Annotated in this window: 20 protein-coding genes; 19 read left to right on the plus strand and 1 reads right to left on the minus strand. The window is 46.1% G+C overall.

Annotated elements, in window-relative coordinates; genetic code table 11:
• Positions 1 to 166: 166 nt before the first annotated feature.
• The 19 genes from rpmC to QXE01_09105 all read left to right on the plus strand — a co-directional run bounded on the left by rpmC (position 167) and on the right by QXE01_09105 (position 11,205).
• A complete protein-coding gene (gene rpmC / locus QXE01_09015) occupies positions 167 to 406 on the plus strand; it encodes a 50S ribosomal protein L29 (GenBank protein MEM4971377.1) in 240 nt (79 codons plus the stop codon).
• Positions 387 to 671 carry a ribonuclease P protein subunit gene (locus tag QXE01_09020; protein ID MEM4971378.1) on the plus strand — a complete coding sequence of 95 codons (285 nt, stop codon included), beginning with the start codon at positions 387 to 389 and terminating at the stop codon, positions 669 to 671. Before rpmC ends, QXE01_09020 begins: the two co-directional genes overlap by 20 nt.
• A 4-nt stretch (positions 672 to 675) precedes the next feature.
• Positions 676 to 1,053: a 30S ribosomal protein S17 gene (locus QXE01_09025; protein ID MEM4971379.1), complete on the plus strand. Its 378-nt coding sequence runs from the start codon at positions 676 to 678 to the stop codon at positions 1,051 to 1,053.
• Positions 1,046 to 1,471, plus strand: coding sequence for a 50S ribosomal protein L14 (locus tag QXE01_09030; GenBank protein MEM4971380.1), 426 nt, complete (start codon positions 1,046 to 1,048; stop codon positions 1,469 to 1,471). Before QXE01_09025 ends, QXE01_09030 begins: the two co-directional genes overlap by 8 nt.
• A gap of 10 nt (positions 1,472 to 1,481) precedes the next feature.
• Positions 1,482 to 1,919: a 50S ribosomal protein L24 gene (rplX, locus tag QXE01_09035; GenBank protein ID MEM4971381.1), complete on the plus strand. Its 438-nt coding sequence runs from the start codon at positions 1,482 to 1,484 to the stop codon at positions 1,917 to 1,919.
• A 1-nt stretch (position 1,920) separates the two neighbouring features.
• Positions 1,921 to 2,676, plus strand: coding sequence for a 30S ribosomal protein S4e (locus QXE01_09040; protein MEM4971382.1), 756 nt, complete (start codon positions 1,921 to 1,923; stop codon positions 2,674 to 2,676).
• Positions 2,673 to 3,278 carry a 50S ribosomal protein L5 gene (locus tag QXE01_09045; GenBank protein ID MEM4971383.1) on the plus strand — a complete coding sequence of 202 codons (606 nt, stop codon included), beginning with the start codon at positions 2,673 to 2,675 and terminating at the stop codon, positions 3,276 to 3,278. Before QXE01_09040 ends, QXE01_09045 begins: the two co-directional genes overlap by 4 nt.
• 19 nt (positions 3,279 to 3,297) lie before the next feature.
• Positions 3,298 to 3,462, plus strand: a complete 165-nt coding sequence (locus tag QXE01_09050; GenBank protein MEM4971384.1) for a 30S ribosomal protein S14 — start codon at positions 3,298 to 3,300, stop codon at positions 3,460 to 3,462.
• Between the two features lie 9 nt (positions 3,463 to 3,471).
• Positions 3,472 to 3,876 carry a 30S ribosomal protein S8 gene (locus tag QXE01_09055; protein MEM4971385.1) on the plus strand — a complete coding sequence of 135 codons (405 nt, stop codon included), beginning with the start codon at positions 3,472 to 3,474 and terminating at the stop codon, positions 3,874 to 3,876.
• 10 nt (positions 3,877 to 3,886) lie between these two features.
• Positions 3,887 to 4,450 (plus strand): 50S ribosomal protein L6, encoded by a 564-nt coding sequence (locus QXE01_09060; protein ID MEM4971386.1) that lies wholly within the window; start codon positions 3,887 to 3,889, stop codon positions 4,448 to 4,450.
• Entirely contained in the window at positions 4,447 to 4,887 is a 441-nt protein-coding gene (locus QXE01_09065) for a 50S ribosomal protein L32e (GenBank protein MEM4971387.1), read from the plus strand. The genes QXE01_09060 and QXE01_09065 overlap by 4 nt, the downstream gene beginning before the upstream one ends.
• A 5-nt stretch (positions 4,888 to 4,892) precedes the next feature.
• Entirely contained in the window at positions 4,893 to 5,348 is a 456-nt protein-coding gene (locus tag QXE01_09070) for a 50S ribosomal protein L19e (protein ID MEM4971388.1), read from the plus strand.
• Between the two features lie 4 nt (positions 5,349 to 5,352).
• The gene (locus QXE01_09075) at positions 5,353 to 5,979 is read left to right on the plus strand and encodes a 50S ribosomal protein L18 (GenBank protein MEM4971389.1); all 627 of its coding nucleotides are present in this window, start codon (positions 5,353 to 5,355) and stop codon (positions 5,977 to 5,979) included.
• Positions 5,969 to 6,628: a 30S ribosomal protein S5 gene (locus QXE01_09080; GenBank protein ID MEM4971390.1), complete on the plus strand. Its 660-nt coding sequence runs from the start codon at positions 5,969 to 5,971 to the stop codon at positions 6,626 to 6,628. The genes QXE01_09075 and QXE01_09080 overlap by 11 nt, the downstream gene beginning before the upstream one ends.
• A gap of 1 nt (position 6,629) precedes the next feature.
• Entirely contained in the window at positions 6,630 to 7,112 is a 483-nt protein-coding gene (locus QXE01_09085; GenBank protein ID MEM4971391.1) for a 50S ribosomal protein L30, read from the plus strand.
• Complete coding sequence (locus QXE01_09090; protein ID MEM4971392.1) at positions 7,113 to 7,577, plus strand: uL15 family ribosomal protein; 465 nt, start codon at positions 7,113 to 7,115, stop codon at positions 7,575 to 7,577. It abuts the gene before it with no gap.
• 15 nt (positions 7,578 to 7,592) lie between these two features.
• Positions 7,593 to 8,501: an agmatinase gene (speB, locus tag QXE01_09095; protein ID MEM4971393.1), complete on the plus strand. Its 909-nt coding sequence runs from the start codon at positions 7,593 to 7,595 to the stop codon at positions 8,499 to 8,501.
• A gap of 119 nt (positions 8,502 to 8,620) precedes the next feature.
• Complete coding sequence (locus QXE01_09100) at positions 8,621 to 9,622, plus strand: hypothetical protein (protein MEM4971394.1); 1,002 nt, start codon at positions 8,621 to 8,623, stop codon at positions 9,620 to 9,622.
• A gap of 77 nt (positions 9,623 to 9,699) precedes the next feature.
• Positions 9,700 to 11,205, plus strand: coding sequence for an ATP-binding protein (locus QXE01_09105; protein ID MEM4971395.1), 1,506 nt, complete (start codon positions 9,700 to 9,702; stop codon positions 11,203 to 11,205).
• A 114-nt stretch (positions 11,206 to 11,319) separates the two neighbouring features.
• Here QXE01_09105 and rpl12p read toward each other — a convergent pair whose 3' ends face one another.
• Positions 11,320 to 11,652, minus strand: coding sequence for a 50S ribosomal protein P1 (gene rpl12p, locus QXE01_09110; protein MEM4971396.1), 333 nt, complete (start codon positions 11,650 to 11,652; stop codon positions 11,320 to 11,322).
• Between the last annotated feature and the right edge of the window lie 42 nt (positions 11,653 to 11,694).

The raw sequence follows: 11,694 nt of genomic DNA on the forward strand, positions 1-11,694 counted from the left end.
TATATGGGATCGAGGTTATAATTGTGAAGCCTGGAAGACCTGCAGACTATATAGAGGTGGTTGAGCAGCCACCCCAGATAACCCAGCAAACACCCCAGACAGGAGAGCAAGGTGCTAGCAGTGCTCTAGGCGGCACAGGTGGTGGAGGCTCGCAGGGGGGTGATCTATGAGCCTGAGTCCTGATGAGATCAGATCTATGTCACGGGAGGAGAAGCTGAGACTTCTACAGGATTTAATGGCTGAGCTAGCAAAGCTCAGAGCCCAGGCTTCTATGGGCACCCTTGATAAGCCCCACAAGATAAGGATTACTAGGAAGAATATAGCGAGGATCCTAACTATATTGAGGGAGGAGGAGCTCGGAATATCTAGGAGGAGGGAGGCTAGGGGTGAGGAGAAGAAGGGGTAACCTTATATACCACGAGATCCTAGGCCTACCGGTGAGGATCGTGTCTTCTCTAGATCCTGGTGTTGAGGGGTTGGAAGGGGTAGTTGTGAATGAGACTATGAAGACCATAACAATAAGATCCTCTAGTGGGAGGGAGGTAACGACATTTAAGATCGGGACTAGATATAGATTTAGAATACCTGAGACAGGGGAGGAGGTTGAGATCGATGGTGACATGCTTTTTGGGAGGCCTGAGGATAGAGTTAGGAGGATAGTTAAGAGGTGATGGCATGAGCACCCAGGCTAGGAAAGCTGTTACTAGGGATATAGGGATTAGATATCCAGGGTTAGAACCTCCTAAGGAGGTCTGTAGCGATGATAAGTGCCCGTGGCACGGTAGTGTGAGGGTTAGAGGGCTTATCCTAACAGGTGTTGTTAGCAAGGCTAGAATGGTTAGAACTGTTACTGTTGAGAGGGAGTATCTTAAATATAACCGTAAGTTCAAAAGGTATGAGAGAAGGAGGAGCAAGATCCACGCCCATAATCCACCGTGTGTGAATGCGAAGCCAGGTGATCTAGTGGTTATAGGGGAGACAAGGCCTCTAGCTAAGAGCGTTTCTTTCGTTGTACTAGGTGTTATAAAGAGGGGAGGTGGTCAGGGTGGCTAAGAAGAGCCTTAGATCGAAGGCAGCGTTTCCTAGGAGGAGGCTGACCCCAGCTCTTGTAACAGGATCTAGGGTTGTGGTTGCAGATAATAGCGGTGCTAAGATAGGCATGGTCATAGGGGTTCCAGAGGTTAAGACAAGGCTGAGGAGACAGCCATTCGCATCAGTGGGAGATCTAGTGGTTATAACTGTTAAGAAGGGTACGCCAGATACTGTTGGACAGATATTCTATGGGATCGTTATTAGGCAGAAGAAACCATATAGAAGGCCTGATGGCACAAGAGTAGCTTTTGAGGATAACGCTGTGGTCATAGTAACCCCTGAGGGAACCCCCAAGGCTACTGAGATAAGGGGGCCTGTTGCTAGGGAAGCTGCTGAGAGGTGGTCTGCTATAGCTAACCTAGCCACTATAATTATATAGGGTGGTGGGGATGGTCCTCACAAGATCTAGCCAGCCTAGGAAGCAGAGGAAAGCCCTTGCAGAAGCCCCTCTACATGCTAGATGGAGATTCCTTAATGCAAAGCTCTCAGAGGAGCTGCAGAGGGAGTATGGGGTTAAGAGACTCCCAGTTAGGGTTGGAGATACAGTGGTTATTATGAGGGGGGATTGGAAGGGTCATGAGGGTAAGGTTGTTGAGGTAGATCTCAAGAGGTCTAGGATAGCTGTGGAGGGGGTTACGATTAAGAAGGCGGATGGAACACCTGTGTTCTATATGATACACCCATCGAAGGTTATGATTAAGAAGCTTGGCGAGGTTGACGAGGTTAGGAGGAAGATAATCGAGAGAAGGAGGAGGGGGAAGGAGAAAGAAGAGAAAGAGGAGAAGGCTGAGAGAGGCGGGAGCTCGGGAGGTGGTGCAAGTGGGTAGCATGGGTGGCTCTAGACATCTCAAGAGGCTTGCAGCCCCTTGGTTCTACCCAATCCTTAGGAAGGAGTATAAATGGGTTGTCAAGCCTTCTCCAGGGCCTCACTCGCTCGAGACCTCGGTACCTCTTCTCCTTGTTATAAGGGATATGCTGAAGATAGCCCAGACCTCTAGAGAGGCGATCAAGATTATAAGCGATGGTGTTATAAAGGTCGATGGTGTTGTTAGGAAGAGCTATAAATATCCAGTCGGTCTTATGGATGTTATAGAGATCACATCCTCTGGAGAGATCTATAGGGTTGTGCCATATCCCACGGTATATATGAAGCTCCAGCCAATCGATCGCTCTGAGGCTGGTATAAAACCCCTGAGGATCGAGGATAAGACAACTGTGAAGGGAGGGCATATACAGCTAAACCTATATGGGGGGTATAATGTTCTTGTAAAGGTTTCAGATCCTAGGAAGGCTGAGGAGGATGTTTATAGCACTATGGATACTGTTGTCATAACCCTACCCGATAAAAAGATCGTGGATCATATAAGGTTTGAGGAGGGCTCGATGGTCGTTGTTATAGGTGGTAGAAACGTTGGTAGAGTAGGGAGGGTCTTAAAGATAGTTAAGGGTATGAGGAGATATAGAACCCTTGTAACCCTGGAAGATCCAGCAGGACATGTGTTCCAGACAACAGCTGATAAGGTATATGTGATAGGGAGGGATAAACCGGTGATAACACTGCCTCCGGAGGTGTTTAGGAGATGATGCTAGAGGATATAAAGCCTGAATCCCTTCCCAAGGGTCTTTTAGAGATAATCCCTCTTGAAAGGATTAACAAGATCTTGGAGGATTGGAGGTCTAACCCGCTTAGAATACCATATATAGCTAAGGTAACAATAAACATAGGCGTTGGGGAGAGTGGTGAGAGGCTTCAGAAAGCAATGACCCTTCTGGAAAGGCTAACGGGTAGAAAGCCTGTTCCAAGGGCTGCTAAGAAAACGATAAGGGAGTTTGGTGTGAGGAGGGGTGAGAATATAGCTGCTGTGGTTACCCTTAGAAAGAGGGATGCTGAGGAGTTCCTAAAGAGGGTTTTGGAGGGGGTTGGGTGGAGGGTTAGGGCCTCCAGCTTCGATGAGTATGGCAACTTCTCGATAGGGATAAAGGAGTATCTAGTTCTGCCAGGTGCTAAATATGATGCGGAGATAGGGATCTTCGGTATGGATGTAGCTGTAACTCTAGAGAGGAAGGGCTATAGGGTTATGAGAAGGCGTAGAGCAAGATCTACAATACCTAGGAGGCACAGGGTTTCGAGGGAGGAGGCTATGCTTCTATTGGCGCTTAAATACAACGTTAATATAATACCATAGTAGTAATTGGGGAGCGGAGATGGGGAAGTACAGGCCTAGGGCTGAGAGGAAGATGGGGAGAGGCGTTCAAGTGTGTAGAAGATGCGGCTCTAGAGATGCTGTTATACAGAAATACGGTATATACCTCTGTAGACAGTGCTTCAGAGAGGTAGCAAGATCTATAGGGTTTAGAATCTATATGTAGGGTGGTAACATGGTGGTTCTAGACCCCCTAGCAAATGCTCTAACAGCTATAACAAATGCTGAGATGAGGAGCAAGCCAGAGGTAGTTGTATACCCAGCATCAAAGCTTATAGCAGCTACGCTTAGGGTTATGCAGAGATACGGCTATATAGGGGAGTTCGAGTATATCGATGATGGTAGATGGGGTAAGATAAAGATCCAGCTTCTAGGTAGGATAAACAAGGCCGGGGCTATAAAGCCTAGATACTCGGTAAGCTATAGAGATCTCCTTAGAATGCCCCCACATATTAGGAGATACCTACCCTCAAGAGATATTGGGCTGATTATTATAAGCACCTCAGCTAAAGGTGTTATAAGCCATAGAGAGGCTATAGAGGCGAGGATAGGGGGTGTAGCTATAGCATACGTATACTGAGGTGATCTCCTTGGGAGGGGCTACTGCGAGATTTGTAGTGGTTGAGGAGAGGGTAAAGATCCCAGATGGTGTTGATGTCACAATCGAGGGGAAGAAAATAACCGTTAGGGGGCCTAAGGGAGAGATTACCAGGGATTTCTCACATGCTAGAAAGGTGTTGATCTTGAGGGAGGATGGCGATATAGTTGTTAGAAGCTATATGGGCAAGTCACGGGAGAAGGCCCTGGTATACACCATAGCATCCCATATAAGGAACATGTTTACAGGTGTTACCAAGGGGTATAGATATTACCTCAAAATCATATTCACACACTTCTCAATGGGAGTTAGTGTTGAGAAGGATAGGGTTGTTATAACGAGATTCCTAGGAGGCCAGGACGTCAGGGTTGCAAAGATATTACCAGGGGTTAAGGTTACTGTGAAGGATAGGGATATAATAGTTGAGGGAGCAGATCTAGAGGCTGTGGCGCAAACCGCGGCAAATATTGAGAGGGCAACTAGGGTTAAGGATAAGGATAGGAGGATCTTCGTGGATGGGATCTATATATATGAGAAGGAGGTGATAGGTGAATGAGCACCCAGGAGATCAAAACTCTTGAGGATGCCCTTAAGAGGAGGGAAGAGGTTCTGAGGAATCTTAGAGAGCTTAGAAAGCTGCAGCACGAGATCCAGGGTAAGCAGAGGATAGAGTTCCTCAGAACCCTCTGGTGGAAGTTCCCAAAGTTCGAGAATAATCTGAGATGGGTTAAGCCGAAGGGTAAGGATAACAAGATGAGGCTCAAGATCAAGGGCTACCCACCAGTTGTTGAGATCGGCTATAGAGTGCCAGATGCTATTAGAGGGCTCCACCCAAGTGGTTTAGAGCCTGTTGTTGTGCATAATGCTGAGGAGCTGGATAAGCTAGATCCAAGGAGATATATAATATACATAGCCTCCACAGTAGGTGCTAGGAAGAGAAAGCAGATTATAGAGAAGGCTATGAACATGGGTTTTAAGGTGGCTAATGGGTGATCTAGATGCCAGATCTAACCCTTCAGAAGAGGCTCGCAGCAGAGATAATGGGTGTGGGGATTAACAACGTAAGATTCGACCCCGAGAGGATCGATGATATTGAGAAGGCATTCAGGAGGGAGGAGATTAAAGCATTGATAGAGGATGGAGCTATATATGCGATAGAGCCTTCGAGGAATAGCAGGGGTAGATGGAAGATCCTTCATGAGAAAAAGAAGAAGGGGAGGAGAAGGGGGCATGGGAGTAGAAAGGGTAAGAAGGGGGCTAGGCTGGATAAGAAGAGGGATTGGATCAACAGGGTTAGGAGGATGAGGGCATATATAAAGATGCTGAGGGAAAAGGGTGTTATAGATACTAAGCTCTATAGAAACCTATATATGAAGATCAAGGGAGGAGCGTTCCACGATGTATCATCAATTAAAACCTATCTTAAATCCATAGGGGTTTTAAAGGAGGTGTGAGGCTATGGCTAAAGGCCCGATGTATAAGGTTCCCAAGAGGAGGAGGAGGGAGGGTAAGACAAACTATTATAAAAGATATATATATGTGCTTTCAAGGGCTACAAGGCTTGTTGTTAGGAAGAGCAATAGATATATAACGCTACAGATCATAAGACCCACACCGATCGGGGATATAACCCTTGCATCGGTGCATACATCGGAGCTTATAAAGAGATTCGGGTGGAAAGGGGGTTCTAAGAATATATCTGCAGCATATCTAGCAGGGCTACTCCTAGGGATCAAGGCTAGGCTCATGGGTGTGGAGGAGGCGGTGCTGGATATAGGGCTTCACACACCCTCGAAGGGTGCGAAGGTATTTGCAGCAGCTAAGGGAGCTATAGATGCTGGGCTTAAAGTGCCTGTTGATGAGGATATGCTCCCAAGCTGGGATAGGATAAGGGGTGCTGATATAGCTAGATATGCTGAGGAGCTGTTCTCGAAAGATCCTGAGAGGTTTAAGAGGCAGTTCTCAGAAATACTATCGAGAGGGCTAGATCCTAGGAGGGCTGTGGAGCACTTTGAAGAGGTTTTTTCCAAGATCGTTGAGCTTGGAAGGAAACTAGGTGTGGAGGTGAGGGTTGGTGAGCGCTGAGGAGTTCGGTGAGAAGCTATCCCAGGCTGTATCTATAGAGGAGTGGAAGCCTAGAACCAGGCTTGGCTGGCTGGTTAAGGAGGGTAAGATAACATCGCTTAAAGAGATCTTTGATATGAATATGAAGATCAAGGAGCCCGAGATCGTTGATGCTCTCTTGGGAAGGGAGCTGCAGCACGAAATCATAGATATAAACATGGTGCAGAAAATGACAGACGCTGGCAGGATAACAAGGTTCAGAGTAGTGGTTGTGGTTGGCAATCAAAACGGCTTCGTAGGCCTTGGAGTTGGCAAGGCTAGACAGCTTAGAATGGCTGTTGACAAGGCTATAATGGATGCAAAGCTCAATATAATCCCTGTTAGAAGGGGCTGTGGAAGCTTTGAATGTGGATGCTCAGAACCCCACTCAATACCATACCAGGTCAGGGGAAAGGCTGGTAGTGTTGAGGTTGTGTTAAAACCTGCTCCCAAGGGTACAGGGCTTGTTGCTGGTGATACGGCGAAGGTTGTTCTTAGATATGCTGGTATAAGGGATATATGGTCGTGGAGTAGGGGTAAGACATCTACTACGATAAACTTCGCCATGGCAGTCTTTAACGCGCTTAAAAATGCATATAGATTTGTTACTGTAAATGAGTGGGGTAGGTAGGATGGCCCTCCTAGCTATTATAAGGCTTAGAGGAAGAGTAGACGTCCCTCCAGATGTGGAGAGAACCTTAGAGCTTCTCAGGCTCTATAAGAAGTTCCACGCATCTATATACCCAGATAGCCTTCCGGGTATCCAGGGCATGCTGAAGAAAGCTGCTATGTGGATAACCTGGGGCGAGATAGAATATGACGTGCTCCTAGAGCTTCTTAGGAAGAGGGGGAGAGCCCCTGGGAATAAGCCTTTAAGCGATGAGTATATCGCTAGAGCCACAAATGGAAAGTATAAGACTATAGAGGAGCTAGCATCATCCCTATATAAAGGGGAAGCTATGTTACATAAGATGGAAAATATTATAAAGCCTGTCTTCAGACTCCACCCACCTAGCGGAGGATTTAAGGGCTCTATCAAGAAACCATATGGCGCTGGAGGAGAGCTCGGCTATAGGGGGAAGGAGATAAACGATCTGATTAGGAGGATGATCTAGATGGTTGTTAGAAGGAGAAAGAAAAGTAGAAAGCTGAGGGGAAGAACAAGGACTATGGGATGGGGGAGTATAGGGCAGCATAGGAAATCAGGTAGCAGAGGTGGTAAGGGAGCCGTGGGATTCCACAAGCATAAGTGGATGTGGGTCCTCAAATACTTCCCAGAGTGGTATGGCAAGAGAGGCTTCATACCAAGAGGTCCTGAGCATTGGGAGGAGATAAGAGGTATAAATCTATCCCAGCTGGAGGAGCTAATCTACAAGCTATCAGCATCGGGAGAGCTTAAGCTCGAGAACGGAATACCCGTTATAGATCTTGGAGAGCATGGATATAACAAGCTATTCGGCTCTGGAAAGATATCAAGGCCTGTCAAGGTTATAGTTAAATATGCTACTGAAAAGGCTATCTCACAGATCAAAGAGGCTGGCGGAGAGGTTGTTGTTATAAGTAAAGGAGAGGCTGGGTAGCATAGGTGCTCACTTGTGGGGCTTAAAGAGCTATATATACAGAGGAAACCCCTAGCCTTTGGAGGATATGAGTGGGATAGATCTAAAACGATCTTCAGCTTTTTAGGGGTTCCTTTCGATAGCACGTCCTCCTTCAAACCAGGATCTAGATTTGCGCCAGACCACCTAAGGTTCTCGTCGAGAAGTATAGAGCTATATAGCATAAGATCTAGTGTGGATATGGAGGAGATTGGGATCTATGATGAGGGAGATCTAATAGTATCTCATGGAGATCCCCAGAAAACCCTGGAGATCCTCGAGATCGTTGTTAGAGATCTCATCTCGGAGGGAAGGATCCCAATAGTAGTTGGGGGGGAACACACAATATCCCTAGGATCCGTTAGAGGGCTTCCCAGAAGCACGGGTGTCTTAATTCTAGATGCTCATATGGATCTTAGGGATGATTTCATGGGCAATAGATATAGTCATGCATGTGTATCCAAGAGGATCTTAGAGCTTCTAGGACCAGGAGCATTGTTCATGGTTGGTGTTAGAGCCTTTACAAGGGAGGAGATGAGAACAGCTATGAAGAACAACATAGAGTTTATAACAGCACCGGAGCTGAGGAGGGAGGGGAGGAGGGCTGCTGCAGGTAAGATCCTAAGGTGGATGGATAACTTCAAAGATATATATATTTCAATCGATATAGATGTTCTAGACCCCGCATTCGCCCCAGGCACAGGCACTCCGGAGCCCGATGGAATCACAACCTGGGAGCTCCTAGACCTTCTATATGAGGTTGTTGATGAGAGAACCATAGCATTCGATCTCGTTGAGATAAACCCAATGGTAGATGTATCTGGTGTAACATCAGCTCTCGGGGCGAAAATAGTTTTTGAGGTTGCCTCCTATATACATAGCAGGAGGGCTAGGAGAAAAGGCTAACGGTGATCCCCAAATAGCTTTAATAGTGTAGAAGCTCCAGTGCTATAGTAGATGCAAGCGATCGGTAATACTTAATGCTTAAAAGCGTTGAGTCGCTTTTCTAAAGAGCTGGGAGCATATTGAGTGCTATGGCAAGCATGCATGCCCTTATAACCCATACAGATCTAGATGGCATCGGCAGTGCTGCAGTCTACATTAGACTGGGTTCTAAGGATGAGAGATATAGAGTCATATTTGTGGAGCCAGACGAGCTTCCAGAGGCTCTCGAGGATCTGTGGGAGAGATATGGAGGCTATCTAAAGAAACTCTCCATAATGGATCTTGCGCCTAATCTTGGGAATATCGAGAGGATATTTGTTATCTTAAAAGCGTTTAGAGAATCTGGTGCTAGGATCGAGTGGTTTGATCACCACGAGTGGGATGAAGAGGCTATAGCGAAGATCTCTTCAGTAGCTGAGCTGAGAATCGATAAGAGCACCTGTGCAACTGGTGTTGTTGCATCCTCATTCGAGGAGAGGGATCCATATGTAGCTAGTATTGTATCGGCTGTGTGCTCCCTAGATCTATGGAGATTCCACGATCCCCTATCCCCATGGCTGGCAAGGCTCATCATCTATAGAAGAGATGATCTTTGGAGAACAATACTCCTAGAGATGCTTGTGAAGAGCAGCACCCTCGAAGAGGTTGTTACATGGGGTAAAAGGTATATTGAGAGGGTTGTTGACAGAGAGTTAAACCTATATAACTATTATAGGAAAAAGATAAGGATCACAAGTGCCGATGGTGTAAAGCTAGCATCTGTGGTTAAGAGACATAGAGAGATCTCTACAAGCAGCCTAGCACACTATATGCTATCGATAAGCGGTGGCGACATAGCTCTAGTGATAAACCCCTCGGGACCTCTGAGCCTTAGATCTAGGAAGTGTGATGTGAGAATAGTAGCTTTAAAACTAGGTGGGGGAGGTCATAAGCCTGCTGCTGGAGCCTTTATAAGGGTGCCTTTTCTCCATAGGATATTATATAGGTTTGGCATAGAATCGCCTCTCCACAGCTATGTATTATCTAAGGTAGCGGCGGCAGTAAGATCTACGGGCTGTATAGCGATAACACCATCCACATAGATCTAAAAACATAGTTTGTATATGCGTTTCTTATATAGGCTTTAGAGTATACCAAATATGGTAGGGGTCTAAAGGGATTGAATGACAAGAAGAGCCGAGAGCTCTCCAAGGTGGCCGAGGTTAGAACCCCCCTTGAGAAGAACTTCAGGGGGTTAATACTATCTACCAGGGGTAAGGTCTCTATATATGATGCTTGGTACCCGCCTCTCAACAGACTCATAGATCATATATCAACGATAATAGCTGATATGGATATAAGAGACGGCGGCCCCAGAATCCTGAAAATACCTATGAATATAGCGAAGAACTCTGAATTCGACATTAGAACTGCATCGACCTATGCTGTGGTTAGGTTCCTCACATCTGTAGCCCCACTCATGATAAAGGAGACCGAGGAGGAGGGGTTTGGAATAGCCCTAGCTTTTGTAGACGCATCCCAGGAGGAGCCAGAGATAGTTGCCCTAGGTGTTGGTGCTAATAAATGCATATATGAATGTGAGAGGATCTTTGTTAGAAGTATAATAGCTATATATATGCCTAAACCCCCTGAGAAGAGCGATGAGAGGAGAAAGCTTCTAAGAGATATAGCTATGAAGGTAAGCACATATCTAGATAAAGAGGCTGTAACATCTTTCCTCACTAGCCTAGGCTATCTAGGGTATTCAATATCTAGGGTGCCGATAGCGATATACATGCTTAGAACATCTGAGAAGGGAGAGGGCGAGGGGGTAGAGGTTGTTATTAGGGAGGGTATGGAGAGCTTTGTAGTTAGGCTGCCAACTAGGAATCCTGAGTGGAGCCTCTCAATGTTTCCAGAAAAGCTAGTAGCAGATCTAGAGACAATAGTTGTGAAACCTATAAAGCTAGGCTATAGCTTCGCACCTAAAGGGATAATACTTATGGGCCCACCTGGTGTTGGTAAGAGCGTGTTAGCTGAGGCGATAGCCCAGAGTCTCGGTAAGAAGGTGGTTGATCTAAAACCATCTATATATAGATCTATGTGGTATGGTATGACAGAGAAGATACTGGATAAGATTCTGAAGAGCATAGTGAAGAGGACAGATATAGCTCTTGTAATAGACGATGCCGAGTTTCTAGTAAGCAGAACCATGGCTGTGCATGAGGTTCATGTAAGCGAGATCTCTTTGATCCTTAACTTCCTACAGAAGCCAGTTAGACCATTAACAATACTCACATCTAACAGCCCAACACTAATAGATCCAGCTATTCTGAGACCGGGGAGAATAGATGTAGCAGTTGTAATGGGCTATCCAGATAGGGAGGCTAGGAAGGTAATTATAGAGAACCTATTGAAGAAATATGGTGCACAGGTAAGCGAAGATCTCAAGGAGAGCCTTGTAATGGCAACAAGATGGATGAGCAATGCAGAGATAGATGCCCTTATAAGGATGGCTCTATCCAAAGGGGATGGAAAGCTAACAGCGGAAACAATAGAGTGGGCTAGAAGGAGATTTAGAATAGACTATAATGTGAGGGCCTCTGAGCATCAGTTCATGAGATGGAGCATCTCCCACATGCCGGGTTTAGTTATAACATATATACCTCAGGACCACGAGATCTAATTAGTTAAAAGCATCCCCCCGACTAACAATTAATAATTGAAAGGGTTATCCTTGCACCCCTAATCTATGGAAAAAAGCGGATCAATAGATCTATAATAAGATATAGTGGATCGTTTATCCAAAGAGCGCTGAGAGACCCTGCTCAAGCTCCTCCTCAGTAACCTCTTTCTTCTCCTCCTTCTTCTCTTCCTCCTTAGCCTGTGGCTTTGCCTGCTGCGCCTGTGCCTGAGCCTGTGGCTGTGAAGGTGTTATAGCAACTGTTGTGGGTGCTAGGGCTGCTGTCTTTATAATCTCATCTATGTTGATCTGCTTTATCGCAGCTACCAAGCTCTTTAATCTAATCTCATCTACCTCTATCCCGGCTGAGAGGAGCACCTTCCTTATATTATCCTCGCTTATCTCCTTCCCAGCTGAGTGTAGGAGTAGTGTGGCGTAGACGTATTCGATATCGATTCACCTATAGATATATTGCCTAGTAGGGATATAAGC

The organism is Sulfolobales archaeon, from assembly GCA_038897115.1.
Taxonomy (GTDB): domain Archaea; phylum Thermoproteota; class Thermoprotei_A; order Sulfolobales; family AG1; genus AG1.